This window comes from Sulfitobacter aestuarii, from assembly GCF_042685005.1.
In the GTDB taxonomy this organism is placed as follows: domain Bacteria; phylum Pseudomonadota; class Alphaproteobacteria; order Rhodobacterales; family Rhodobacteraceae; genus Sulfitobacter; species Sulfitobacter aestuarii.
In genome coordinates, this window is record NZ_JBHUMP010000005.1 from 103328 (window position 1) to 128115 (window position 24788).

Sequence of the window (24788 nt, forward strand, 5' to 3'; positions counted from 1 at the left end):
TCAGCCGTGATTGGCCATCGACGCCTGCATCAGCGCCGCTTCCAGCAGCGCTTCGCTCAGCGTCGGATGGGCGTGAATCGTCGCCGCGATATCCTCGACCCGCAGCCCCGCCTCGATGGCCAGCGCGAAGCCGGAGACCAGCTCGGAAACGCCCGGCCCGACCGCCTGAATGCCGAGGATCACGTGATCGCGCTTGCGCGCCAGTATCCGCACGAACCCTTCGGTATCGCCCAGCGTCACCGCGCGGCCGTTGGCGCGAAAGGCAAACTGGCTCACCACGGTCTCTTCGCTGGGCTCCCCCGGCAGCAGTCCGACAACGGCGATCTCGGGATCGGTGAAACAGACCGCCGGAACGCAGGTCCTGTCCCAGCCGTTGGCATGGCCCGCGACGATATCGGCAACGATCTCCCCCTGCGCCATGGCCCGATGCGCGAGCATCTCGCCCGGCGTCACATCGCCGATTGCATAGACCCCGCGCATCGATGTGCGGCAATGTTCGTCGATCTCGATGAATCCGTCCGTCATCCGCAGCGCCAGCTCGCCGACCCCCAGCCCGTCGAGATTGGGCAGCCGCCCGACGGTGACGAGCACCGCATCCGTCTCCAGCACCTGTTCGGCACCGTCGCTTTGAAACGTCAGCCGACCCTCGCGCGCCTGCCAGTCGGTGACATTGCTATTGAGCTCCAGCGCAATGCCGAAATCGCCCAGACGACGGCGCACCGGGCGGGTCAGGCTGTCATCATATTGCGGCAGGATCCGCGCGGCCGCCTCGATGATCGTGACCGCGCTGCCGAGCCTGGCAAAGGCGGTGCCCAGTTCCAGCCCGATATAGCCCGCCCCGACCACCGCCAGCCGCTCGGGCAATTCCGTGAGCGCCAGCGCCCCGGCGGAATCGAGCACCTTGCCGCCAAACGGCAGGCCCGGCAGTTCCACCGGGCGCGCGCCGGTGGCGATCACCACATTTTCTGCCCGCACCAGCAGCGTGCCGGTCTCGCTCTCCACCTCGACGCTCTTGCCGTCGCGAAACCATGCGTGCCCCTGCACGACCTTGACGCCGCTGCGCTCCATCAACCCGCCGACCCCGGCGCGCAGCGTCGCGACCTTCTCGGCGCAATCCTCCTGCGCCGCCGCGAAATCGAGCACCGGCTCGGCCACCGAGATGCCCTGCATCCCGCCCGCCGCCTGCCGCCTGGCCGTGTCAAACAGCGCCGCCACATGGATCAGCGCCTTGGACGGGATGCAGCCGATGTTGAGACAGGTCCCCCCGAGCCGCCCGGCCTCGACCAGGATCGTATCGACCCCCATCCGTGCTGCCCGCGACGCGCAGACATAGCCCCCCGGCCCGCCGCCGATCACCAGTAGCCTGCACTCGAGATCAGTCATCGCGCGCCTCCATGAACAGCATCGCCGGGACCTCGAGCAGCGCCTTTAGCCCCGCCACGAACCGCGCCGCGACCCAGCCGTCGATGACGCGATGATCGAAACTGCAGGACAGGTTCATCATCCGGCGCGGCACGAAGCCGCTGCCGTCCCAGACCGGGCGAATTGCGATGCGGTTGACCCCGATGATCGCGACTTCGGGCAGGTTGATGATCGGCGTCGTCGCCAGCGCCCCGAGCGGGCCGAGCGAGGTTACCGTCAGTGTCGAGCCGCGCAGCTCTTCCGGGGTCATCCGCCGATCGCGCGCCGCCTCCGACAGGCGGGCGATCTCACGGGCCAGCTCCCAGAGGTCGAGCGCCTCGGCATGTTGCAGCACCGGCACCATCAGCCCGGCGTCGGTCTGCGTGGCGATGCCGCAATGAAGCGGCGCGTGACGGGTGATCACCCCGGCATCGGCATCGTAATGCGCGTTGACCTGCGGATGTTCGACCAGTGCGCGCGCGAGCGCCGTGAGCAGGAAGGGCAGCAGCGTCAGCCTGCCCCGCCTTTCGGCAAAGCGCCGGTTGAGCTCGGCGCGCAGCTCCTCCAGCGCCTGCACCTCGACCTCCTCGATGATGGAGATATGCGGGATCTCGGCCTTGGCCTGCGCCATGCGCTCGGCGATCTTGCGGCGCACGCCGGTGACGCGTTCTTCCTCGCTGCCATGCCGCCGCGCCGGACCGGAGCGCGCGCCGGCTTCCGGGCCGTGGCGGGCGAAATCGTCGAGATCCTCATGGGTGATGCGCCCGGCCGGGCCGGTGCCGCGCAGCTGGCGCAGGTCAATGCCAAGTTCGCGCGCCCGTCCCCGCACCGAAGGCGCGGCGAGCGGCCGCCCGGCGACATTGCGCGCGGGCGCAGCGGCCGGTTTGCGGGCGCGGGGCCTGTCGGTCTGAGGCGCAGGCTCCGGCTCTTTCGCGGATGGTTCCGGCGCTTCCTTCCCCGCCTCCTCATTCTTTGGTGCCTCGCGCCGTTCCGTCGCAGGTTTTTCCTCGGCGGATTCTTCCCCCGCCTCCCCGGTGTCGATCCGCACCAGATCGCTGCCCACCGCCAGGCTCTCTCCGGCCTCACCGGCGCGCCAGGTCACCTTGCCGCCCACCGCTGCCGGAATTTCCACCGTGGCCTTGTCGGTGGTCACCGCGCAGATCACGTCATCCTCCCGGATGATATCCCCGACCTCGACCATCCATTCGCTGATCTCCGCCTCGGCGATCCCCTCGCCGATATCGGGCATCCTGAAGGTCCGCTCCGCCATGCTCAGCCCTCCATCACCTGTTCGATGGCCCGGCGCACCCGCTCGGGACCGGGGAAATAATCGACCTCCTGCGCATGCGGATAGGGCGTGTCCCAGCCCGCCACGCGCAGCACCGGCGCCTCGAGATGATAGAAACAATCCGCCTGTACCAGCGCCGCCACCTCGGCCCCGAAACCCGAGATCAGCGTCGCCTCATGCAGCACGATGCATCTTCCGGTACGGCGCACCGAGGCGGTGATGCAGTCCAGATCGAGCGGCAGCAGCGTGCGCAGGTCGATCACCTCGACATCGGCGCCGCTTTCCGCCACCGCCGCCAACGCCACATGCACCATGGTGCCATAGGTGATCAGGCTCGCCGCCTGCCCGGCGCGCACCACCTTCGCCTGGCCCAGCGGGGTCAGGTATTGCCCCTCCGCGACCTCGCCCAACTCATGCTTGGCCCAGGATTGCGACGGCCGGTTGAAATGCCCGTCAAAGGGCCCGTTGTAAAGCCGCTTCGGCTCAAGGAAAATCACCGGGTCCGGGTCGGCAATCGCCGCCAGCAGCAGCCCCTTGGCGTCCTGCGGGTTCGAGGGCACCACGGTCTTCAGCCCCGCCACATGGGTAAACAGCGCCTCGGGGCTCTGGCTGTGGGTCTGACCGCCGAAGATACCGCCGCCCGAGGGCATCCGCACCACCATCGGGCAGGTGAACTGCCCCGCCGAGCGATAGCGCAGCCGCGCCGCCTCCGAAACGATCTGGTCATAGGCCGGATACATGTAATCGGCGAACTGGATCTCCACCACCGGTTTCAGCCCGTAGGCGGCAATGCCGATCGCCGCGCCGACGATGCCGAGCTCGCTGATCGGCGTGTCGAAACAACGCGCCGCGCCGAAACGCTGCTGCAACCCGGCGGTGCAGCGGAACACCCCACCGAAATAGCCGACATCCTCGCCCATGACGATCACGTCGGGGTCTTCCTCCATGGCGATCTCATGGGCGCTGCGGATTGCCTCGATCATGCTCATCCGCGCCATGTCAGTATCCCACCTCGTGACGCTGGCGCACCAGATGCAGCGGCATCTCGGCAAAGACCTCCTCGAACATCTCGCGCGGGCTCGGGCGGTGGCCGGAATGCAGCGTGCCGATCGCCTCGGCCTCCTTCTGCGCGGCGATCACCTCGTCCCTGATTTCCGCCTCTGCCTGCGCATGACGCTCCTCGCTCCACAGACCCCGCTGGATCAGATGGGCCTTCAGCCGCAGGATCGGATCGCCCAGCGGCCAGGCCTTGCCTTCTTCCTTGGGCCGATAGGCCGCCGGATCGTCCGAGGTCGAATGACCGCCGACCCGGTAGGTCACATATTCGATCAGCGTCGGCCCGAGATCCGCCCGCGCCCGCTCCGCCGCCCAGCTCGCCGCCGCATGGACGGCGAGATAATCATTGCCATCGACCCTCAGCGCCGGAATGCCGAAGCCATGGGCGCGCGCCGCAAAGGTCCCGGCGCCGCCCCGCGCGATGCCCTGAAAGGTCGAGATCGCCCATTGATTGTTGACGATGGTCAGGATCACCGGCGGCTTGTAGGTCGAGGCAAAGACCAGCCCGCCGTGAAAATCGCTCTCCGCCGTCGAGCCGTCCCCGATCCAGCCGACCGCAAGATGCCGCTCGCCGCGGATCGCCGCCGCCATCGCCCAGCCCACGGCCTGCACATATTGCGTGGCCAGATTGCCGGAGATCGAGAAGAAGCCGTAGTCGCGCGCGCTGTAGAGCACCGGCAGCTGCCGCCCGCGCAGGGGATCTTCGGCGTTGGAATAGACCTGACACATCATCTTGCTGAGCGGATACCCGGCGGCGATCAGCAGCCCGGCCTGCCGATAGGTCGGGAAATTCATGTCCCCCTCGCGCAGGGCCTTCTGAAAACCGCAGGAGATCGCCTCTTCACCGAGATGCTGCATGTAGAAGGACGACTTCCCCTGCCGCTGCGCGGTCAGCATCCGCGCGTCATAGGCGCGCAGGGTCATCATGTGACGCAACCCCTGTTGCAGGGTCTCGTCATCCAGACTGCCCGCCCAGGGACCGACCGCCTCGCCGTCACGGTTCAGCACCCGGATGATGGTAAAGGCAAGATCGCGCATCGCCTCCGGGTTCTCATTCACCGCAGGTCGCCGCACCGCCCCGGCGCGGGGGATCTCGACATCGGAGAAATCCGGATCATCCCCCGGCCGGATCGCCGGTTCCGGCACATGCAGACGCGGATCCCGCTCCTCAACCATGCCGACCACCGCTCTCCCGGAGTAACAATTTCCGCCCGCCGGGGCATATCGCCACCCGAGGCAAACAGCGCTTGATGCAAGGCAAGCCCGTCTTCATCGACCGTCCTCCCAGAGACAGGATAGGCCGGAAGGTGCAAAATTTCCAATGCTTTGTGCGGGGTGGTTAAGGGGGGGGGAAATCGTGACTGTCCGTGAAGCTGACGCGCGGCCCCGCAAGCCGCGACTATATCCAGCGGCGGACCCGGCGTTTGTAATCGAGATAGGCGTCGCCGAACTTCCTTTCGAGATAGCGCTCTTCGGGATAGATCACCAGAACCTGCAGCAGGATCGCGCAAAACGGCGTGAGCAGCAGAATCCAGAGGTTCCCCAGCAGCACCGCAAAGCCGAAACACACCAGCACCATCTGCAGATACATCGGGTTGCGGGTGATGGCGAAGGGGCCGGTCTGGAGGATCTCGGTGGTCGTCCTGTAGGGGTTCTCCGATTGCCCGGAACGCCGCATCGCCCGGACCGACCTGAAACCGAGGAAATTGACGGCGAAGGCGATGACACCCCCGCCGAGCCCATAGCGCAGCGGCGCGGGCAGCAGATGCTCCGCCCCCACCGGCCACACCCAGCCGAGCGCGAGACCGGCAAGCACCGTCATCAGGGGGAGCGCGGGTGGAAAGATGCGTATGCCTGCTGCATCCTTTCGGACGTCAGGACTCTCCGGACCGGGATCTTTCATGGCCGCAGACTAGCACGCCGGTGCGAAGCTGTCAGCCAAACGCCCTACCCCCTCAGCACCGCCATCGTATCCGCCTCCCAGCCGAGCCAGACCGGATCGTCCCCGACCGCCTGCCCGGTGGCCGTATCGACATAGGCCTTGAGCCGCGCGCCATGCGCCTCCTCGACCAGCAGATCGACCGCCATGCGGCTGCCGAGGAAAGTCTTGCCGACGACCCGGCCCTGCACCGCATTGGCGGTCGCCGGGCGGTCGCGGTGGAAGCCGAGCTTTTCCAGCCGCAGCGAGGCGGTGACGATCTCGCCCGATTTCGGCGCGCCCGCCGGGGCATGGCCGCGCAGGGTCTGGCCGTACCAGTCCATCACCACCTCGTCGCCGTCGCTGCCGCGCACTTCGCCCGCCAGCAGGTTGGTCTCGCCGATGAACTCGGCGACGAAACGGCTTGCCGGATGGAAATAGAGCTCCTCGGGGGTGCCGTCCTGCTCGACGCGGCCCTGGTTCATCACCACGATCCGGTCGGACATGGTCAGCGCCTCCTCCTGGTCATGGGTGACGAAGAAAAAGGTCTTGTTGGTGCGCCGCTGGATGGATTTCAGCTCCTGCTGGACCTGCCCGCGCAGCTTGGCATCGAGCGCGCCGAGCGGCTCGTCGAGCAGCAGCAGCGCCGGGTCCGGCGCCAGCGCACGCGCCAGCGCCACCCGCTGACGCTGTCCGCCCGACAGCTGCGCCGGGTAGCGGTCGGCGTAGCTGTCGAGCTCCAGAAACGCCATCAGCTCGTCAAGGCGGCGCTTGATATCGGCCTTGCCCATGCCCTTGAGCTCGAGCCCGAAGGACATGTTCTGACGCACCGTCATATGCGGGAACAGCGCGTAGTCCTGGAACACCATGTTGACGTTGCGCCGGTTGGCCGGCTCGCGGGTGACATCCTTGCCATCGAGGATGATCCGCCCGGTATCGGGGGTCTCGAACCCGCCGAGGATGCGCAGCGTCGTGGACTTGCCGCAGCCCGAGGGGCCGAGGAAGGTGACGAATTCGCCCGGCGCGATGTCGAGATCGAGCGTCTGCAGCGCCACGGCCTTGCCGAAGCTCTTGGAAATACCGTGGATACGGACGATGGGATCAGCGGAGGACATGTCAGGATTCCTTGTTCATGCGGCGGGTCGAGCGTTCGGCCCAGACGCCCAGAATGGCGGTGAGGATCAGCGCGACGGTGGCGATGGCGTTGATTTCCGGCGACATGCCGGAGCGCAGCTTGGCGAAGATCAGCACCGGCAGGGTGGGTTCGTAGCCGCCGAGGAAGAACGAGCGCACGAAATCGTCGAAGCTGAGCAGCAGGCAGAAGATGCTCGCCCCCATGATCGCGGGCATGAGATAGGGCAGCGTCACCCGCAGAAAGGCGACCAGCGGATCGGCGCCGAGGTCACGCGCCGCCTCGCCATAGCTTTTCGGCAGCGTCGAGAGCCGCGCCACCACCACCAGCACCACGAAGGGCACGTTATGCACCGCATGGGCCCAGATGATCGCGAACATTCCCGGCTCGATGTCGAGCAGCCGCGCATAGATGCGAAAGGCGATGGCCGAGATGATCCCCGGCACCAGTGCCGGCAGGATGGTCAGCCCGAAGATCACCGCCCGGCCGAAGAACTTGCGCTCCGCCAGCAGCACCGCGATCCAGGTGCCGACAATCACCGACACCAGCGTCGAGAGCACCGCGATGGCCACCGAATAGCCGAAGACGGAGATCACCTCGGTATCGGCGAAGACGCCGAGATACCAATCCAGTGTCCAGGACTTGATCGGGAAGCCGATGAACTTGCTGTCCTTGAACCCCATCAGGATCATCAGCATCAGCGGCACGAAGACATAGAGCACGAAGGCCCAGTAGATGCAGGAAAGCAGGATGCGGGTGCCGCGGGTCATTTGCTGTCTCCCTTGCGCAGGCTGTTCATCAGCTTCTGGAACACACCGGTGAAAACCAGCGCGGTCAGGAACATGATCGTGGCAAAGGCCGCGCCGGTCGGCCATTGATCGCCCGCCACATGGAAGAAGCCTGCGATCGTCTCGGCGAATGTGGTGGTCGACGGCCCGCCGAGCAGCACCGGCGTGGCGTAGAAACCGGTGGAGATCAGGAACACCAGCGTACAGCCCGAGCTGATCCCCTCCAGCGTCAGCGGCAGCGTCACCCGGCGGAACCGCGTCCAGGCCCCGGCGCCGAGGTCGGCGGCGGCCTCGGTATAGCTGCGCGGCAGTTTCTCCAGCGACGAATAGAGCGGCAGCAGCATGTAGAGCGCGGTCAGATAGACGATGCCGAGCCCGACCGAAAAGCCGGTATACATGAACGGAATCGGCCGGTCGATCAGCCCGATCGACTTCAGCATCAGGTTGATCGCGCCGTTGTTGCCCAGCAGGATCATGATCGCATAGGTCCGCACGATCTCCCCGACCCAGAACGGGATCAGCAGCAACAGGAGCAGCAACAACTGGTTCTTGCGGCTGACGTGACGGGCCAGGTAATAGGCCACCGGATAGGTCAGCAGCAACGTGCAGAAGGTCATCACCACGGCGAAGCCGAGAGTCCGGAAAAACGGCATCCAGAAGATGCTGTCGCCGAAGAACTTGAGGTAATGCTCGAAGGTGAAATGCGTCTCGACCCCCGGCGCCACCGGATAGGCATCGGTCAGGCTGACCCGCAGCATCTGCAGCATCGGCCCGAGATGCTGGGTCAGCACCCAGAGCAGCGGAAAGGCCGCGAGGATCAGGAACTGCCGCCGCGGCGTCGCATAGATCAGCCCGACCAGCCCGCGATACGGGGTCCAGTTCACCAGCCGCCCCCAGAAGGTGCGGTCCCCGGCATCCTGCCGGTGTCCGGTTCTCGCCGCGCGCTTGTCGGGCACGGAAGCGGTGTCAGAACTCATGATCTACCTTTCAGTCTCGCAGGTCTCGCCCGGCATTGCCGCGACCCCGGCCGCGCAGAGCGGCGGCCGGGGTCTTTCAGCGCCCGGTTCAGGCCGCCTTGATCGCTTCGACCGCCGGATCGACCAGCGAATACTTCAACTCATTGGCCTCGGCACGGAAGAACTTCATGCCCGCCAGCTCTTCGTCGGTGAAGGTCGTCGCCTTCTGCTCAAGCTCGCTCAGATGCGGCGCGACATCCTTGTAGGTCGAGATGAAGCCCGACGCCTTGGTCATCGCCGCGCCGATCTCCGGGCTGGCGAGGATCGCGTCGAGGAACTTGTAGGCATTGTCGGCATTGGGCGCGTTGTTGGCGATGTTATAGGTATAGACGAAGCCATAGCTGCCTTCCTTCGGAATCGTCATGTCGACCGGGAAACCGTCGTTGATCAGCTTGGCGATCGGCCCGTTCCAGGCATGGGCCAGCGCGATGTCCTGATTGACGAACATCTGCTGCACCTCGGCGCCGCCGTCGTAATATTTGCGCACCAGCGGCTTCTTCTCGATCAGGAATTGCTTGGCTTCCTCGACGATCGCGGCGGCCTTCTCCGGGTCATCGAGATAGGCGATCATGTTGCCGTCATAGCCCATCTTCAGCATCAGTACCGACATCATGTCCTGAATGATATAGGCGGTCTGCTGGGCATATTCCTCGGAGAAGAGCACGTCCCAGCTGGTGACTTCCTCGGGCGACACGAGCTCGGTGTTATAGGCCAGGATCTCCATTCCCGAGAGGATCGGGGCGCCCCATTTCTCGCCGTTGATCGTCGCCCAGTCGCTTTCCGAGAAGGTCGGGTTGATGTTCTTCCAGTTGCTCAGCCGCTGCGTGTCGAGCGGTGCCAGCAGCTCGCTGTCGAGGAATTGCAGGAACCGGTGCCCGGCCACGGTAACGATATCGACTGTCGGCTTTGGTGCCTCGGCGGCCAGCAGGTTGAACTGCTTGCCCTGGTCATCGACCAGCCGCACGTTGACCTTGATCCCGGTCTCGTCCTGGAACTGCGCCTTGAAACTCTCCGGCACGAAATCGTTATAGGTCCAGATATTCACCTCGCCACCGTCCTGGGCATGGGCGCGGCGCAGATAGGCGGGGCTCGCCAGGGTGGCGGCACCGACGGCGGCGGTGCCGAGGAAGCGGCGGCGGTTGAAGCTCAGTTTTGTCATTGTCGTCTCCTTGCTGGATATCGTTTCTGGTTCGTTTTTCGTCATGCGCGTCGTTTGCGCCGGTCAGACAGCAGCGGCGGCCCGCGCCTCCGGCAACAGCCCGCTGCGCGCGGCACCCTGCAGGTCGGCAAGGCTGAAGCGCGCAAGGTCGAGCGCGTTCAGAAGCGCGTTCTCCGCCATGAAATCCCGCCCGTACATCGCCGAGAAGATCGCGATCCCGGCCCGGTGCAGCTCTGCCGGCCGCCCGACAAGATCGCCGAGCGCGACCGTAAGGGCAAGCCCGTAGGGCACATCCTCGGTGACATAGCGGCTGTCGGCAGTGGCAGGCCCCGTGCCGCCGTTGCCCTGCGCGTGCATCTGCTGGTTCATCTCGCTGATCGAGGCGACGGGCACATGAAAGGACAGGTGGAAATGCTCGAAGATCGTGCGCACCTCAAGCCCCAGCGCCGCCGCGATCGCCAGCCGCTCGCCATCCAGCGCCTCCAGCAGCCGCCCGACATTGGGGGTGACATTCTGCCCCTGGCTCCAGCTCTCGCCGCGTTCCATCCGGGTCATGTTGCCAAGCGCGATGCCCATGTGGTTCTGCGGATTGAGGTTGGACAGCGAGATCGCCAGCAGCCCGTCGCGCTTTTTGAACCTGTCGCCGAAAAGCCGCTGCATCAACGCCAGCGCCGCTTCGGATTGTTCCTCCGGCACAGTGCAGAGGTCCACCAGCTTGCGCAGTGTGTTGACCCGCACCTCGACGCCCGATTGCCGCCGCCCGGTCACCGCCGTCGTGCCCCAGGCGGTGATCACCGCCGAGACACCGCGCGCCGCCAGCAATTGCCCGAGATAGACCGCCCCGAGCGAGGCATGCGAGGAGATCACCACATGCTGACCCTCGCGGATATGCGGCGCCAGCGCATCGAAGACGGTCTTGTGACCATAGCCCGGCAGCGCGATCATCAGCACATCGTTTTCGGCCAGCGCCGCCGCATCCGCCGCCACGCCGACCGCATGTTCGCCTTCCAGCGCACCGACGGCGCGCAGCTTCGCGCCCGCCGCGAGCTCCGCCGTGCCCGCGCCCGAGGGCGACCAGAGCATCGGCGCATGGCCATTCTCGGCCAGCAGCGCCGCGCTGCCCATGGCAATCGACCCGGCTCCGGCAATCCCGACTTTCACAGATCCACTCATCTCACATCCTCACCCTGCCGCCCCCGGCTCAGACGGTTTCTTCCTTGCGCACCGGATCGCCCAGCACGTGCATCAGCCGGTTCGCCCAGCCGAATAGCGCGGTTGACAGGATCAGATCCAGCACTTCCGCCTCATCGAGCCCGACCGCGCGCAGCGCCGCCATATCCGCCGCATCGGCCTGCGAGGGACTTTCCGACAGCTTGCGCGCGAAATCGAAGATCGCCCGGTCGCGCTCGCCCAGATCGGCCTTCGCCCCTTTTGCGAAAATTTCGTCGGTCACTGCCTCACTCTTTTCCAGCTGCGCATGGCGGCTGGCGTGCACGGCGGCGCAATAGATGCAGCGGTTGACCATCGAGGCGCCGATCGCCCCCAGTTCCCGCTCGGCCCGGCTCATCCCGCCGGGATCATACATGATCGCGTTGAACAGCGGCGAGCGCACCTTCAGCGTCTCGACATCATGGGCCAGCACCAGCACGTAATCCGAGACCTTGGTGTTCGAGGGCGTGACCTGCAACGCCTCGAGCTGTTCCTCGCTGGCCTCGGCCAGATCGACCGGCACCACACGGGGCTGCCAATGCGGCACGTTGCGGGTGAACTTGTGAATGACCCTGCTCATGCCCCGGCTCCTTCCATCAACCGCAGCCCGGCGATCAGCCGGATCTGGTAGGCCAGAAACGCGTTCAGCTCGGCCAGCCGCACGATATCGGCATCGCTGACCCCGGCGCTCTGCAGGGCGCTGACATCCCCGGCCGCCACACCGGCAGTCTTCGCCGCGACCTTGTCCATGAAAGCCACCATCGCCGCCACCCCCTGCGCCGCACCGTCCTGCGCCGGGTCGGCCAGCGTCGCATCGCCCACGATCCGTGCCGCGTAATGTGCCGCCAGCGCCTCGTCGCCGTTCAGCCGCGCGATCCGCGCCGCCAGTGCCGCGCGAAGATCGGCGCTGATGCCGCCGCAATCCTCGGGCGCGAGCACCGCATCTTCCGCCGCCTGTGTGAGTTCCAGCACCTTGGCGCGGCTCGCCGCCGCCTTGCCGGTGGCGCTTTGCGGTGAAACGCCGCCGAGTCGCAGACTGGTCATCCCGAAGATATCGCTCATGCCACCTCTCCCTTCACCGGCTGACCCTCCAGCACGCTTTCCTCCCATTCATCGCCCAGCAATTCGGGCGTCTCGTAATCGAGGAAACCCTGCCAATGCTGCTCCACATCTTCGGCATAAAGCGTCGCGGCAATCGCCCGCGCCAGCCAGGCAGCGCCCTCCGAGACACCCGGAATATCGCCGCTGACCTTGCCGAGACTCGCCGTTGCGCCGTAGTTGAAACAATAGACATTGCCAAGCCAGGGCGCCTCGCCGGGCCGCTTCTCGCGGAAGGTGAAATCGGGGTTGAGATAGGGAAACTGCCCGAGATCGCGGTTCTGCTCGCCCTCGGGAGGGGTATAGACGTCCTGCCAAAGCAGAATGTCATCCGCCGCCGCCCCGAATTCGCGCCGCGCCATCGGATCGGTGGCGAAGCCGGTGCCGAGGATCAGGAAATCCGCCTCATAGGCCGTGCCGTCCGTGAATTCGATCCGCACCGCTTCGCCGCTCCGCTCGGTGCGCGCCACGCCCTTGCCGAAATGGAAATAGGCGTTGGGATGACGGCTCACCCGCATCGTCGAGCCGCGCGGCGGCGGGGTCTGGGTGGCGAAGCTGTATTGCATGAACCGCCAGCGCCATTCATCCGGCAGCTCGGCGAAACCGGCGGTGAAGCCGGGGCTGCCGATGCCCATCATCTTGTTGATCCGCGGCATTTCCTTGCGCCGGATCAGGTGACGCACCTCGCCCGCGCCATGCTCCAGCGCTTCGGCGGCGTTATCGACCGCCGAAGCCCCGACCCCGACCACCGCGACGCGCTTGCCCTTGAGCGCGGCAAAGTCGATCTCCTCCGAGGAATGGGCCCAGAGCGCCTTCGGCAAATCGCCGACGAAACCGGGGATATTCGGCATGCCGGTGCCGTCGCGCCCGGTGGCGAAGACCAGTTTGCGGGTCAGGATGCTCGCCTCCGCGCCGCCGCTCAGATGCAGCCGCAGCAGATCGCCCTCGGGTTCGACCTGATCGACCGAAACGCGGTTCTCCACCGGGATCTCCAGGACCCTGCGATACCAGCGCAGATATTCCATCCACATCGGTCGCGGGATCTTGTCGAGCTGCTCCCACTGCGCCGCGCCGAACTGCGCCCGGTACCAGGCCTGAAAGGTCAGCGCCCCGTGGCCGAAGGCCGGGCCGGTCAGCGTCTTGGGCGAGCGCAGGGTTTCCATGCGCGCATAGTTCAGCCACGGCCCCTCGAAACCGCTCTCGCTCCGGTCGAGCACGCGGATGTTGCGCAGACCGGCGGTGTAGAGCCCGAGCCAGGCCACCATGCCGCACATGCCGCCGCCGATGATGACCACATCCGAAACGCCCTCGCGCCGCGGCGCCCATTCCTTGCCGGGCAGGCAGAGATATTCCAGATCCTCGCGCAGCCGCGCTTCGAGCGCGGGCAGTCCTTGGGCATCTATCGGGTTCAACGCGTCCTGGGGCATGTATCGTTTCCTGTGGGCAAGGCGTCAGCAGTCACTGGGTGACCGGCGCGCGGTTCCAGCGTGGGTGAAGATCGTCGATGTGAAAAACATGCGCATGGGCATTCCCGGCGCCGCTCGGTGGTACCGCGCGCAGATGCGGGTGATCGGGGTCAAGCTCGGGGTGGCTGTGGACGCGTTCAGACCGGTCATCGACAGGCCAGACCCGCGCCCCCAGCAGCGCCGTCAGCGCACCCAGACCGCAGAGCAGGACCAGCGCCAGCTCCAATGAAACCTGCGTCGCCAGCCAGCCCGCCAGCGGATAGGCCAGCAGCCAGCCCGCATGGCTGAGCGAGAATTGCGCCGCAAACACCGCCGCCCGGTCCGCCTCTGCCGCCGAACGCGCGATCACCAGCCCGCCGGGCGTCAGCACCAGCGACGAGGCCAGCCCGAAGGCCGCCCAGAGCAGCAGCAGCCCGGCATAGGGCAGCGGCAGCAGGATCAGCAGCCCGGCCCCGGCAAAGCCGAGCGCGCCGTCGAGCATCACCCGACGCTCGCCCAGATCACGCAGCAGCCGCGGCACCAGCACCGCGCCGATCGCGGCACCGACCCCGTAACAGGTCATCAGCACCGGGAAATACGCCTCTGCATCGCCGAGCCGCGCCCCGGCATAGACGACGCCGTTGACCAGCACCCATGCCATCGCCAGCGACAGCGCCAGATTGAACAGGAACAGCCCGCGCAGCCGCGGCGTGCGCCGGTAGATTTCCATCCCGCGCAAAGCGCGGCGCAGGAACGGCCCCTTGCGCGTCGCCCCGCCCGTCGCCGGAAAGCGTGTCGCCAGCAGCGCCAGCACCGAGCCGACGAAGGCCAGCGCTGCGAAAAAGAACAGGTTGTCGGCGGGCACGAGCTGCAACAGCATCGCCGCGATCACCGGGCTCAGCACCGATTCAATCGTATAGGCGATGCGCGAATAGGCCAGCGCCCGGGCATAGACCGCCTCGTCGGGCAACAGCTCGGGGATCAGCGATTGAAACAGCGGCGTGAAGGCCGAGGACAATGCGAAAAAGACGAAGGCCAGCGCCGCCAGCTGCCAGGGACCGGCAACCAGCGCCATCGGCAGCAACAGCAACAGCCGCCCGATATCGAGCCCCACCATCACCTTGCGCCGCGGCAACCCGGCCAGCAGCGTCTCGGCAAAGGGCGCCAGCAGCACATAGGCGACCATCTTCAGCGCCAGCAGGAACCCGAGGATCTGCCCGCCGCTCGCCGCGCCGCCGAGCCGGAACGCCGCCAGCGACAGCGCGACGGTGAGCAGACCGACCGCGACGAGCGAGCAGATCTGCGCCGCGAACAGCGTCCGGAAGGCAGGCAGGGCGAGCGGGCTTTTCACGAGGTGGCGGACTCCTTGGAACTGCCAGCAGGCATAAATCGCGCGGACGCGGTGTCAACTTCATAATCGTTGAGGAAATCTGACGCATTGCGCGCCAGCGCATCGACCGCCGCGATGATCAGCTCGACCTTGGCATCCGACATCAGCGCCGAAAGGTTGAGCCGCACCCAGCCGGGCTTTTCGACTTCCTCGCCCTGCGCGATCGCCGCGAAAGTGGCTTCCGACGCGGCCTTGTCGAGCCCCAGCAGGCGATGCGCATAGGATCCCGCACAGGCACAGCCGCCGCGCGCCTGCACGCCGTGCACGTCGCTCAGAAGCCGGGTGAAAAGCTGATGATGGATCCGCCCGCCACGACCGTCCCGCACCCTGAAGGAGAAGATCGGCAGTGCCTCCTGCGCCTGGCCGTTGCCGAGCAGCTCGATATTCGGATTGCCCGACCAGACCGCCAGCGCGCGGGCGCGCAGCTCCCGTTGCCGCGCGCAGAGCCAGTCCTGCCCCAGGGCCTCCTTCACCAGCATGGCCAGCGCCGCGCGGATGTCGCCGATCACATTCGGCGTGCCGCCCTCCTCGCGGGCCGCCAGGTTCTGCGAAAAAACATGGCCCCATGGCGAAACGAAAGACACGGTGCCGCCGCCCGGCAGGCTCGGCGTCTCGCGACGCGCAATGGCGTCGCGGACCACCAGCACGCCGGAAGCCCCCGGCCCGCCGGGAAACTTGTGGCTGGAAAACACGATCGCGTCCTTGGCCCCCATGTCCATCGCCATATAGGGCGCCGCGCAGCCGTAATCCCAGATCGCCAGCGCGCCATGACGCTTGAGCTGCGCCGTGAGCGCATCGACATCGGCGACGATGCCGGTGACATTCGACGCCGCCGAGAACGCGCCGACGATCAGCTCGGCCCCCTGCGCCGCATGTAGCGCCGCCTCCAGCGCCTCGGGATCCGGCCCGCCGCGCGGCCCTTCGGCGATCTCGATGACCTCGGCGCCGCTCTCGCGCCAGGGCAGCAGGTTGGAATGATGCTCGTAGGGCCCGACCAGCACCACCGCCCGCTCCCCGCCGCGCACCAGACCGGCAATGTCCAGAAGCGCGACGATCCGGTTGATCCCGGCGGTCGAACCGGACCCGGCGAAGACCACGCTCGTGCCCTCCCCGGCCCCGATCATACGCGCGATCGCCGCCCGGCTCTCCTCGCGCAGCCGGGTCATGAAGGCACCGCAATAGGAGGCCTGGGTGTGGCTGTTCGCATAATAGGGCAGAACCCGGTTGCGGATGAAATCCTCGACCTGCACCAGCGCCCGGCCCGAGGCAACATAATCGGCATAGATCAGCGGCTTGCGCCCATAGGGTCCGTCAACCTCGGCATCCTCGCCGATCAGCCCGGCGCGGATCAGCGCATGGACATCCGGGCAATCGAGGCTCTGGGCGAATTCTTCAAGCGGGGTCATCTCGGCTCCGTAAACAGATGTAACACGCAATATGACACCGGAGCCGCGAGAGTTTTTACTCAAATTCATCTTGTCTTTGCCAATAAACTATCACTTGATAGCAGAATGAAGGCAAAACTAGATAAAATCGATTATCGGATCCTTGAGGAGCTGCAGAGGGAATCCGCACAATCCCAGCGCAGCCTCAGCGACAAGGTCGGGCTGTCACAGAACGGCTGCTGGCGGCGGCTGAAGGCGCTGGAGGAAGCGGGGGTGATCCGCAACCGCACCGTGGCGCTCGACCGGCGCCAGCTCGGCGCCGATCTGGTGGTTTTCGTGATGGTCAAGACGCGCCACCATTCGGGAAGCTGGCTGAAACAGTTCCGCAGTCATGTTTCCTCGATCCCCGAAGTGATCGACTTTTTTCGCATTGGCGGCGAATATGATTACCTGCTCAAGATCATCACCCGCGACATGGGCAGCTATGACGAGGTCTACAAACGCCTGATCGAGAAGATCGAACTCGAGACGGTGACCTCCTATTTCGCCATGGAAGCGATCGAGGAACAGCGCCCGCTTCCCCTGAGCTGACCCGGCGGGCGCGCCATTTCAGAACAGGTCGTCGGTCTCCTGACGCGCCCTGGCCTTGCGCGCCCAGGTCTTGTAGGCGTTCCAGCCGCTCAGCAACCGCGCCAGCGTCTGCTTGCGGGTGCTGCGGCCCTGTCCGGAGAGCAGATCCTCGCGCAGCTGCTTGGCCGGGTTCTGCCCGGTCAGGCTTTCGCCGTATTCCAGATCGTCGAGAAATTGCGGCGCCACGTCCGGCGCCTCGCTGCCAACCCGGTAGAAGAAATAGGTCAGCACCCCGGCCGAGCCGATCTTCGCCATGCCGGCCCGACGCGAGCGCGGGAAGTTTTTCGCAAGGCCCGGATGGCGCTGCAGGGTCTCTAGCAATTCCGAGGAGGTCGGCGAGACGCTGCTTTCCAGCAGGCGGATATTGTTGTCCTCCTTCCACTGGAACCGCGCCGCCGCGGCGAGCACCCGGTCATCGACCCGGCTGCCGCCGCTGCGCACCACCCGCTTGGCATGGACATCGAAGGTGGCAAAGGCGGCCTGCGGAATGTTCACCGCCACCGGCGCCTCGATCGGCAGACCGGCCTCGATCACCGCCTGCAGCCGGTGCTGCCCGTTGAGCAGGCGCAGTCCATCGCGGTCGGCCGGTTCGAAAGGATCGCCGGTGAAGCAGATTGGCTGGGCATTGACCATCCAGCGTTCGTTGACGATGTCCCTTGCGATTGCCTTGACATGGGTGCGCTGGATCTTGCGGTTGCCGCTGTTGATCGGCGCCGCCAGCCAGTTCCGGGCCAGCTCCGGCGTGATCGTGACCATGCGCACCGCCACCGCGTCGCTCGGCGTGCGCGCCGCCGCCTGCACCTCGGCCGCGAGCCGTCCGGTGAAACGTTCGACCCGGCGGCGCCGGTCGAGCCGCCCGCCGGTCAAGCCGCGATAGCCCTCCACCAGCGGCAGGCCGAGGTTGGGCGGCGCCGCGCGTTCCACCAAGCGCCGCTCGATCTCCTTTTCAAGCCGCGTCCGCAGGCTCTGCACCGGGGTGAGGAAGGCGTCGAACGCGGCCTGATCGAGCCGCTCGGGCACCCGCCGGGATACCGTTTCCGCCTCCGCGTCCCTGTCGGCGCCCTTGTCGGCATCGGGCATATCCGCCCCCTTCAGCAACAGCTTGAGGGCGATCTCTTCGAGTTCGCTGGCACTCGCGAAGCGGATGCCGCGCACCATCTCGACCTCGCGCGCATCGAGATTGTCGGCGCGGTCCTGACGCACCGGCCGTTCGGGCACCACCCATTTGCCATCGGCATTCCGCACCCGGCCGGGATCGAAGTTCCAGACATGATTGTCGGGCAGGGTCTCGCCGCGACATTCGGCGTTGAAATAATCCACCACATTGCCGAGGATCTTGTCCGGTTCGATGCGTAGTGCGCCGTCGCTCATCCAGCCCGCCAGCCGCATCCGCGCCTGAGTGGCCGCGGTGATCCGCTCGACCCGCACCTCCGGCGCCAGCACGTCCATGAAATGTTCAAGCGCCGTGCCCCGCCCGGCCTGAAGCGCCTGGAAGAAGAACGCCGGGCGCACGCTGGCGGGCAGGATCGACCCCGCATAACGCTCGGACAGCGCCACCGCCGTGACGAGGCCCGGATTGCGCTCCAGCACCCGGTCGAAATGTCCCCAGCTCACCGGCAGCGGCTCGCGGTTCAGGGTCCCGTTCTCGATCCGGATCATCTTGCTGAGCAGCCGCACTACCGCGCCGGCATTCTCATAGCCACGGCTTTCCAGCACCCCGGCGTAATTGCGCCGCCGGTGCTGGTCGATCGTGTGCAGCGTATCGGCACGCACGTTGCGCGCGACCAGCGTGGTGAAGGGCCTGTCCGCGAGGATGCAGGCCTCCAGCCGCTGAACCCCGTCGATCAGCGCGCCGCGCTCGTCAAGGATGATCGGCTGGCCGTTCATCACCCATGCGTCATGGCGCATCGCCTGGGCATAGGTCTCGATCGCGCGGGTGTCCTTATGCGGGGCATGCGCGCTGGCGAGCATCTGCGCCGCTTCGGCCGGGGTGATCTCCTGCGTGGCGAAACGGATGTCGCGGCCGGAGCGTCGCGCCGCGCGCGGAACGGTCTCGTCGGGGGTCGTGATAGGGGAGTTCAACAATATTTCCTCCTCGATCATGCATGCACCGGATCTGGCATGGGCCGGATGCGCAGCGCGGTGCCGGGCGAAATCCCGTGATGCACCTGCTGCCCGGTCCTGTCATCGCGATGATCCTCTGATCGTAATTCTCAGATATTCTCGCAAGTTCGAATATCCTCACAAAGAATAGGGGCGCTGTCCATGTTTTTCCACTTTGCGGAAATGGAACCGGTCTGTTTCGGCCATATCCACCCCCTTGCACCCCGGCTTACAATATTTTCGCTATACACTCATAGGTTATTGTTATCCGCTTTTTCACACTTTAAAAGTGTTTTAAGCGGATAAGGTGAATTTTCCTGTCGCCGAAATGGGCCGGAAAGATGGAAACTTTGGGGCGGGAGGGAAAACGCGCGCGGCCGCGGCTCAGGCGGATATTTCCTGTCGGCGCGGCGCGGCGCGCTCCTGCATCCGTTCAAGGCAAAGGCTCATGGCCAATGACAGATCCTCGTAGCGCCGCCGCATTTCCGGGCGCGAGAGCGGCATGTCGGCGCGTGTCGCATCGCCACGCAGCAGCGCACCGAGCCGGTTGTCGTAATCAAAGGACAGGTGACGGCTGGCGTCATAGCGCCGCGCAATCTCCGGTCCCGCGCGATGATAGGCAAGCGCCCCGGCCCGCCCGATTTCGGCCAGATCGAGCAGTGCCCCCTCGCCGCTTACCAGCCAGGCCCATTCCTGCCAGTCGCGCTGCCCGCGCACCGCATGAACCCCGGGCAGCACCCCGCCGATAACCAGATTCTGCTCGTGAATCAGCATCGCCGCGAAAAGCGCCACATCCGCGGCGAACGACGCCCGGCCCGGCCTGTCGGCCTGCAGGACGGCGAGCAGCGGGCGGATGTGATCGCGGATCATCCCGGCACAGACCAGCAGCCGGTCGGCAACGGGATCGAGTGCCGCCCCGGCAGAGCGCCGGTCGCGGATGTGCCACTCTGGGCCCAGCCCCCGCTCCTCCTTGAAATGCAGCAATCCCGGCAGCGTGGCAAAACCGGTCCAGACACGGTCCTCGCCGCGTTTCACCAAAGACAGCCCCGGCAGATCGCAGCGCGCCCTGCCCGCAACTCCCGGAATGACAGTTTCCCGCACGTTCTGACAGCCCATGAAGCCCCCCTCGTTACCCGATACAGAACCGGCGAGGCCGGTTGATATTGACATTTTTTCGCATGGCTATCGCATCGCGTTCCCGCGGCGAAAATTTGAAGCGCCATGGCCTTGTCGGCCCGGGCGATTCCTCCCCCCAATCAATATCGCCTATCAGGGCGTGCAATGGAATCCTCATCACCCGCCAGACGTGGCCCCGGCTCGACCTGTGGCCCGGGCGCAACATCCGCGATCTAACTGACCTAAAGTCACCTTCAGCGCTCAGTTGAGCCTGATATCGACCAGTTTCTGGTCCCCCGGCAGGCGGGAGCGTTCGAGAATGATCTTCGAGATCGCCCGCGCCCGCACCGGGTTCATCTTGGCGATAATCGGTCCGGAAGACCGCGGCGCCATCGCCGCGAGCACCAGCACGGCGACCTCGATATCGGCCTCGTTCATGATCCCGGCGGCCTCCTCCGCCTTCATCGCCTTGTAGATCTCGATGAGCCGGGTCACGTCGGAGGTATTCTCCCGCTCGGCCCGGGCCAGGTGGCGGTCGATCTGCTCGCGCAGCGCTTCGAGCTGCCGGTTCTGCTCGGCGATGGCATCGCGCGCGAGATCGAGCGCCGCCTCGCGCGCCTGAAGCGATTCCTCGCGTTCGCCAAGCGCGCGGCGCTCCGCCGCGATGGCGACGAGGAGCTCGGGCAAGAGCTCGGGCGTCTCCCGCGCCGCCCGTTCGGGCAGCGCACGGGGTTCCACCGTCTGCGGCGCGGTGTCGGCCCCGGCGGCCACCTGCGTGACCTTGTCGGGCGGCGCGTCGGAGCCGACGGCCGAGGCCGCGCCGATCAGCGACACGCCCTTGACCCCGGCCAGCCCGACCAGGCCGATCATCGCATAGGTGATCGCCCGTGCCATCAGGCCATGCCCCGGTTCACCATATCGTAAAAGCCGCTGACCAGCGTGTCCTTCTGATCCGGCGCGGCGCCCTCGCGCGCAGCCGCCTTGGTTTCCTGCCCGCGCGACGCCGTCCCGGTCCGGGCGCTCAGCTCCTCGCTGGCCTGGCGCATCTCGGCCACTGTTTCCTGTGACAGGTCCACCGCTTCGGAGAAGACCTCCAGCGCCGGGCCGACCTCCTCGAGCGCCGCGCGCAGCCGTTCCATGCGCCGCGACAGCACGAAGCAATAGATCAGCGCCGCGATCAGCAGCGCCATGATGATGATGTCGGTCAGGTCGATGTCGCCGATCATGGCTCCCCCGCGTTGATGGTGGCGGGCGCCCGTGGCGGCGCCGCGTCGTTGTGATCAGGGCCGGGCGCGGGCCTGCGCGCCGTCCCGCCCTCTTCCTCCTCCGGCACCGGCGCCTCGGCCTCGCGGCTGATGCGCAGCGCGACATTGCCGTTCTCGCGCCGCCCGGCGGAACCGTAGAGCACCGGCAGGCCGGAACAGATCAGCGAGACTTCCTGGCTGGCCAGGATCCCGAGGTCGATCGTTGTGCCGCGTTCCCAGGTCAGGATCTGCGCCAGCGGCACCGGCACTTCGCAGATCTGCGCGGTGAGCGTGACATTCGAGCCGCTGATATTGCTGACGATATGATCGCGCCAGGACGTGTCCCCGCCGAGCTTCTCGCCGAGAAACATCCGCGACAGGATCTTGCGCGCCGGTTCCAGTGTCGCGAGCGGCAGGATCACGTCGATATGACCCCGGCATTCCCCGATACTGACCATCAGCCGCGCGGTGGCGCAGGCCGCGCCCGCAGGCTGCAGCGCCGCCATCTGCCGCACCGGTTCGATCGCATCCACGATGAAGCGCGCCTCGGTCAGCCGCGCGACATTGGCCGAAAGGTCGGCCAGGATCAGCTCGACCAGATGGCGCGAGATATGGCGCTCGATGATCGAGGCGGCGCGTTTGGGCGCGGTGCCCGGGCGCGGCGTGCCGCCGAGCTGCGATTCCAGTGCCGCGAAGATGAATTCGTTGTCGAGCACCACCGCCATCGGCCCGTTCCAGGGGCGGCAATCGGCGAGCGCGCAGATGCCGTTCTCCTCCGCCCCGGCGACGATCTCCCCCCAGCTGGCATAGCGCAGCTTGTCAAAATCGATCTCCACGATCAGCCCGGCCCGCGCCTTCAGCGTCGCGGCAAGCCCCGCCGCCAGCCGCTTGAAGATGACATCGAGCATCGGCAGCGGCTGGAACCCGGCAGAGGCACGGTCGATGATCTCCTGCTGGATGTCGCGGGTCTGCACCGAGCTGACAGCGCCGCTGCCCTCGAAAAGCTCGTTATTCTCCAGCCCCGCCATGGCTATTGCACCAGAAAGTCCTGCAACAGGACCTCCCTGACGTCATTTTCCGGATAAAGCGCGCGCGCCCGGCGCAGCAATTCGCTGCGGATCCGCACGATCCCGGCGCTGCCCTCGGCCTCGCGCAGATGCAGCTGCGACAGGTATTCTACGAATCCGTCGCGCAGCACCGCGGCGGCACCGGGCAGCGGATCCTTCTCGACCCCGTCGATGACTTTCGGATCGGTGAAGCTGAACACCACGACCGGCGCGATCATCAGATAGCGCGGCCGCTCGCCGGGCGGCAGGCCGAGCGCGACGGTGGTCTTGCCGAGCTCGAACTCGATACGCGCGCTGGCCGGTTTGCCCGGGGCGTCGGAGGGCGCGGCGGCCGGGTCCTGCGCGGGTGCGAAGCCCGGGCCCAATGCCTGCCAGGCATAGGCACCAAGACCGCCGCCGGCGAGGAAGGCGACGAGAACGCTGATCAAAATGACCCTGCCCGCCCATTTCGATCTGACAGGAGCAGAGGAGGAATCAGACATGGTTTCGGCTCCCGACCTCTTCAACTTTTTCGCATATTGATTATCAGGACTCCTGGTCTATGGGAAGATGCCGGAACCGAGATGCAGAAGTGTTGCTGTCTTGCCGCAACACTGCGGCACGGAGCGCACAGGTCCGGGGCAGGTTTGCGAAAAATTTCCTTGAGGCCGGGCCGCAGAGTCCATATCATTTTCGCAAAGAACAATTCTCACCCAATAAATCAGGCGGCTGTGACAGATCTCATCCAAAATCTGAAGGGGCTCGGGCGGACTCGGCTCCTGGTGATGGCGGCGGTGGCCCTGGGGGTGATGACGGCGCTGCTCGTCGGGCTCTCTGTGGCGCTGGCGCCACAATACCGTCCGCTGGCCATGGATGTGAACGCCGCGGATGCCTCGCGCATGATCTCGGAACTGGAAACCGCCGGATTCGCTCCGAAAGTCTCCGCCGACGGCACGGTCATCTCGCTGCCCGAAGCCGATATCGCCCGCGCCCGCATGGCGCTGGCCAGCGCCGGGCTGCCCGCCGAGGGCAATACCGGCTGGGAAATCTTCGACACCGCTTCGGGAATCGGCATGAACAGCTTCCTGCAGCGGGTCAACCGGCTGCGCGCGCTGGAGGGCGAGCTGGCCCGGTCGATCGAGACCATCGACAAGGTCGAACAGGCGCGGGTGCATCTGGTTCTGCCTGAACGCGAAACTTTTTCGCAGGAGCGGCCCGACCCCTCCGCCTCGGTCGTCGTCCATGCCCGCCGCGGCCAGTCGGTCACCCGGCGCCAGGCGCTGGCGATCCGCAGCCTCGTGGCCGCCGCCGTGCCGGGGCTCGCGCCGGACCGGGTGACGATCCTGTCCGGCACCGGCGAGGCGATCCTGACCGAGGAGGACGCGATCGCAGGTAGCGGCATTGCCGGGGCGCGGGCCGAGATCGAGGAAAGGCTGCGCCGCAATGTCGAGAACATCCTCGGCGCCCATGTCGGGGCGGAGAACGTCCGGGTCCGCGTCGCTGTCGATCTCGATACCTCGCGCGAAGTGGTGGTGCAGCAAAGCTACGACCCCGACCAGCAGGTCGCGCGCTCGACCTCCTCCTCCACCGAATCATCGGCGGGCACAGAGGCGGGCAACGCCAATGTCGATGTCGCCAACAACCTGCCCGGTTTCGACACAGGCGGCGCGTCGGGCTCACGGTCGGACAACCGCGACGTCAGCTCCGATGACGTGGTCTATGAGATCGGCAACACGCGTTCGGAGCGGATCACCGAGGCGGGCGGCGTGCGGCGCATCACCGTGGCGGCGCTGGTCAACGGCTCCTGGGACGCGGACGGCACTTATGTCCCGCGCAGCGATCAGGACATCGCCCGGCTGACCGCGCTGGTGCGCTCCGCCGCCGGGATCGACGAGGACCGCGGCGATATCGTCACGGTGGACAATCTGCAATTCGTCACCGGCCCGCCGCGCACGGCGGAGGTCGGCGGGCTCGGGCTCGGCGACATGCTGGCGCGCAATTTCGGATCGCTGCTGCGGGTGCTCGGCGGTATCGTCATCGTGGCGCTGGTGATCCTGCTGGCGGTGCGTCCGGCGCTGCGCAATCTCGCCGCCGCCCCGGCGCTCGACAAGCCCGCCGCCAACCCGGCGCTCTCCGAACCGCCCGGCACCGCCGTCGGCGCGCCAAGCGGCGAGACCGGCGAGCTGCTCGACCCCGAAGATCCCCATGAAGACCCGCTGGCGGATGTCGATTACGTCTCCATCGCCTCGGTCTCGGGCCATGTGATGAGCCGCTATATCGAGGAGCTTGGCCAGCTCGCCCACAAGGAGCCGGAAGCGACGATGCGCACGATTCGCAACTGGATCAATCAGAAGGCGTGATGAA

The 24788-nt window shown here is 66.4% G+C and carries 23 protein-coding genes; 2 read left to right on the plus strand and 21 right to left on the minus strand.

Annotation, left to right across the window (positions count from 1 at the left end; genetic code table 11):
- From lpdA to ACFSUD_RS08140, 15 genes are all read right to left on the minus strand, one after another.
- On the minus strand, positions 1-1383 hold the full coding sequence (gene lpdA / locus ACFSUD_RS08070) for a dihydrolipoyl dehydrogenase (RefSeq protein WP_386373219.1): 1383 nt from the start codon (positions 1381-1383) through the stop codon (positions 1-3).
- On the minus strand, positions 1376-2671 hold the full coding sequence (locus ACFSUD_RS08075) for a dihydrolipoamide acetyltransferase family protein (protein WP_386373221.1): 1296 nt from the start codon (positions 2669-2671) through the stop codon (positions 1376-1378). The genes lpdA and ACFSUD_RS08075 overlap by 8 nt, the downstream gene beginning before the upstream one ends.
- 2 nt (positions 2672-2673) lie before the next feature.
- On the minus strand, positions 2674-3687 hold the full coding sequence (locus tag ACFSUD_RS08080; RefSeq protein ID WP_386373223.1) for an alpha-ketoacid dehydrogenase subunit beta: 1014 nt from the start codon (positions 3685-3687) through the stop codon (positions 2674-2676).
- A gap of 1 nt (position 3688) precedes the next feature.
- Entirely contained in the window at positions 3689-4921 is a 1233-nt protein-coding gene (locus tag ACFSUD_RS08085) for a 3-methyl-2-oxobutanoate dehydrogenase (2-methylpropanoyl-transferring) subunit alpha (RefSeq protein ID WP_386373225.1), read from the minus strand.
- A gap of 223 nt (positions 4922-5144) precedes the next feature.
- Positions 5145-5567, minus strand: coding sequence for a methyltransferase family protein (locus tag ACFSUD_RS08090; RefSeq protein WP_386373227.1), 423 nt, complete (start codon positions 5565-5567; stop codon positions 5145-5147).
- Between the two features lie 125 nt (positions 5568-5692).
- Entirely contained in the window at positions 5693-6778 is a 1086-nt protein-coding gene (locus tag ACFSUD_RS08095; protein ID WP_386373228.1) for an ABC transporter ATP-binding protein, read from the minus strand.
- A 1-nt stretch (position 6779) separates the two neighbouring features.
- A complete protein-coding gene (locus ACFSUD_RS08100; RefSeq protein ID WP_386373230.1) occupies positions 6780-7565 on the minus strand; it encodes an ABC transporter permease in 786 nt (261 codons plus the stop codon).
- Positions 7562-8560 carry an ABC transporter permease gene (locus ACFSUD_RS08105; RefSeq protein ID WP_386373232.1) on the minus strand — a complete coding sequence of 333 codons (999 nt, stop codon included), beginning with the start codon at positions 8558-8560 and terminating at the stop codon, positions 7562-7564. Before ACFSUD_RS08105 ends, ACFSUD_RS08100 begins: the two co-directional genes overlap by 4 nt.
- An 88-nt stretch (positions 8561-8648) precedes the next feature.
- Positions 8649-9758: an ABC transporter substrate-binding protein gene (locus tag ACFSUD_RS08110; protein ID WP_386373234.1), complete on the minus strand. Its 1110-nt coding sequence runs from the start codon at positions 9756-9758 to the stop codon at positions 8649-8651.
- 63 nt (positions 9759-9821) lie between these two features.
- The gene (locus tag ACFSUD_RS08115; RefSeq protein ID WP_386373236.1) at positions 9822-10931 is read right to left on the minus strand and encodes an NAD/NADP octopine/nopaline dehydrogenase family protein; all 1110 of its coding nucleotides are present in this window, start codon (positions 10929-10931) and stop codon (positions 9822-9824) included.
- A gap of 28 nt (positions 10932-10959) precedes the next feature.
- Positions 10960-11547: a peroxidase-related enzyme gene (locus ACFSUD_RS08120; RefSeq protein ID WP_386373238.1), complete on the minus strand. Its 588-nt coding sequence runs from the start codon at positions 11545-11547 to the stop codon at positions 10960-10962.
- The gene (locus tag ACFSUD_RS08125) at positions 11544-12029 is read right to left on the minus strand and encodes a hypothetical protein (protein ID WP_386373240.1); all 486 of its coding nucleotides are present in this window, start codon (positions 12027-12029) and stop codon (positions 11544-11546) included. The genes ACFSUD_RS08120 and ACFSUD_RS08125 overlap by 4 nt, the downstream gene beginning before the upstream one ends.
- Positions 12026-13492: an NAD(P)-binding domain-containing protein gene (locus ACFSUD_RS08130; protein ID WP_386373242.1), complete on the minus strand. Its 1467-nt coding sequence runs from the start codon at positions 13490-13492 to the stop codon at positions 12026-12028. Before ACFSUD_RS08130 ends, ACFSUD_RS08125 begins: the two co-directional genes overlap by 4 nt.
- A gap of 31 nt (positions 13493-13523) precedes the next feature.
- Positions 13524-14861 (minus strand): MFS transporter, encoded by a 1338-nt coding sequence (locus tag ACFSUD_RS08135; RefSeq protein ID WP_386373244.1) that lies wholly within the window; start codon positions 14859-14861, stop codon positions 13524-13526.
- Positions 14858-16306 (minus strand): aminotransferase class V-fold PLP-dependent enzyme, encoded by a 1449-nt coding sequence (locus ACFSUD_RS08140; protein WP_386373246.1) that lies wholly within the window; start codon positions 16304-16306, stop codon positions 14858-14860. The genes ACFSUD_RS08135 and ACFSUD_RS08140 overlap by 4 nt, the downstream gene beginning before the upstream one ends.
- A 105-nt stretch (positions 16307-16411) precedes the next feature.
- Between ACFSUD_RS08140 and ACFSUD_RS08145 the strand changes: the two genes are divergently transcribed.
- Positions 16412-16876, plus strand: coding sequence for an Lrp/AsnC family transcriptional regulator (locus tag ACFSUD_RS08145; RefSeq protein ID WP_386373248.1), 465 nt, complete (start codon positions 16412-16414; stop codon positions 16874-16876).
- An 18-nt stretch (positions 16877-16894) separates the two neighbouring features.
- On the opposite strand, the gene ACFSUD_RS08150 is transcribed toward ACFSUD_RS08145, so the two are convergent.
- The 6 genes from ACFSUD_RS08150 to ACFSUD_RS08175 all read right to left on the minus strand — a co-directional run bounded on the left by ACFSUD_RS08150 (position 16895) and on the right by ACFSUD_RS08175 (position 22873).
- Positions 16895-18997: a hypothetical protein gene (locus tag ACFSUD_RS08150; RefSeq protein ID WP_386373250.1), complete on the minus strand. Its 2103-nt coding sequence runs from the start codon at positions 18995-18997 to the stop codon at positions 16895-16897.
- A 405-nt stretch (positions 18998-19402) separates the two neighbouring features.
- Positions 19403-20134 carry a hypothetical protein gene (locus ACFSUD_RS08155; protein ID WP_386373252.1) on the minus strand — a complete coding sequence of 244 codons (732 nt, stop codon included), beginning with the start codon at positions 20132-20134 and terminating at the stop codon, positions 19403-19405.
- Positions 20135-20395: 261 nt separating this feature from the next.
- Positions 20396-21028 (minus strand): MotE family protein, encoded by a 633-nt coding sequence (locus tag ACFSUD_RS08160; protein ID WP_386373254.1) that lies wholly within the window; start codon positions 21026-21028, stop codon positions 20396-20398.
- Complete coding sequence (locus tag ACFSUD_RS08165; protein WP_386373256.1) at positions 21028-21360, minus strand: hypothetical protein; 333 nt, start codon at positions 21358-21360, stop codon at positions 21028-21030. Before ACFSUD_RS08165 ends, ACFSUD_RS08160 begins: the two co-directional genes overlap by 1 nt.
- Positions 21357-22406, minus strand: a complete 1050-nt coding sequence (locus tag ACFSUD_RS08170) for a flagellar motor switch protein FliM (protein ID WP_386373258.1) — start codon at positions 22404-22406, stop codon at positions 21357-21359. Before ACFSUD_RS08170 ends, ACFSUD_RS08165 begins: the two co-directional genes overlap by 4 nt.
- Positions 22407-22408: 2 nt before the next feature.
- Positions 22409-22873, minus strand: a complete 465-nt coding sequence (locus tag ACFSUD_RS08175) for a flagellar basal body-associated FliL family protein (protein ID WP_386373260.1) — start codon at positions 22871-22873, stop codon at positions 22409-22411.
- Between the two features lie 282 nt (positions 22874-23155).
- On the opposite strand from ACFSUD_RS08175, the gene fliF reads away from it, so the two are divergent.
- Positions 23156-24784, plus strand: a complete 1629-nt coding sequence (fliF, locus tag ACFSUD_RS08180; protein ID WP_386373262.1) for a flagellar basal-body MS-ring/collar protein FliF — start codon at positions 23156-23158, stop codon at positions 24782-24784.
- Positions 24785-24788: the final 4 nt, after the last annotated feature.

Coding starts and splice junctions, on each gene's coding strand:
- ACFSUD_RS08165 (WP_386373256.1), bottom strand. CDS start 21,360: ATGATCGGCGACATCGACCTGACCGACATCATCATCATGGCGCTGCTG.
- ACFSUD_RS08160 (WP_386373254.1), bottom strand. CDS start 21,028: ATGGCACGGGCGATCACCTATGCGATGATCGGCCTGGTCGGGCTGGCC.
- ACFSUD_RS08170 (WP_386373258.1), bottom strand. CDS start 22,406: ATGGCGGGGCTGGAGAATAACGAGCTTTTCGAGGGCAGCGGCGCTGTC.
- ACFSUD_RS08120 (WP_386373238.1), bottom strand. CDS start 11,547: ATGAGCAGGGTCATTCACAAGTTCACCCGCAACGTGCCGCATTGGCAG.
- ACFSUD_RS08100 (WP_386373230.1), bottom strand. CDS start 7,565: ATGACCCGCGGCACCCGCATCCTGCTTTCCTGCATCTACTGGGCCTTC.
- ACFSUD_RS08075 (WP_386373221.1), bottom strand. CDS start 2,671: ATGGCGGAGCGGACCTTCAGGATGCCCGATATCGGCGAGGGGATCGCC.
- ACFSUD_RS08085 (WP_386373225.1), bottom strand. CDS start 4,921: ATGGTTGAGGAGCGGGATCCGCGTCTGCATGTGCCGGAACCGGCGATC.
- ACFSUD_RS08110 (WP_386373234.1), bottom strand. CDS start 9,758: ATGACAAAACTGAGCTTCAACCGCCGCCGCTTCCTCGGCACCGCCGCC.
- ACFSUD_RS08080 (WP_386373223.1), bottom strand. CDS start 3,687: ATGGCGCGGATGAGCATGATCGAGGCAATCCGCAGCGCCCATGAGATC.
- lpdA (WP_386373219.1), bottom strand. CDS start 1,383: ATGACTGATCTCGAGTGCAGGCTACTGGTGATCGGCGGCGGGCCGGGG.
- ACFSUD_RS08130 (WP_386373242.1), bottom strand. CDS start 13,492: ATGCCCCAGGACGCGTTGAACCCGATAGATGCCCAAGGACTGCCCGCG.
- ACFSUD_RS08095 (WP_386373228.1), bottom strand. CDS start 6,778: ATGTCCTCCGCTGATCCCATCGTCCGTATCCACGGTATTTCCAAGAGC.
- ACFSUD_RS08145 (WP_386373248.1), top strand. CDS start 16,412: ATGAAGGCAAAACTAGATAAAATCGATTATCGGATCCTTGAGGAGCTG.
- ACFSUD_RS08115 (WP_386373236.1), bottom strand. CDS start 10,931: ATGAGTGGATCTGTGAAAGTCGGGATTGCCGGAGCCGGGTCGATTGCC.
- ACFSUD_RS08090 (WP_386373227.1), bottom strand. CDS start 5,567: ATGACGGTGCTTGCCGGTCTCGCGCTCGGCTGGGTGTGGCCGGTGGGG.
- ACFSUD_RS08140 (WP_386373246.1), bottom strand. CDS start 16,306: ATGACCCCGCTTGAAGAATTCGCCCAGAGCCTCGATTGCCCGGATGTC.
- ACFSUD_RS08155 (WP_386373252.1), bottom strand. CDS start 20,134: ATGGGCTGTCAGAACGTGCGGGAAACTGTCATTCCGGGAGTTGCGGGC.
- ACFSUD_RS08125 (WP_386373240.1), bottom strand. CDS start 12,029: ATGAGCGATATCTTCGGGATGACCAGTCTGCGACTCGGCGGCGTTTCA.
- ACFSUD_RS08105 (WP_386373232.1), bottom strand. CDS start 8,560: ATGAGTTCTGACACCGCTTCCGTGCCCGACAAGCGCGCGGCGAGAACC.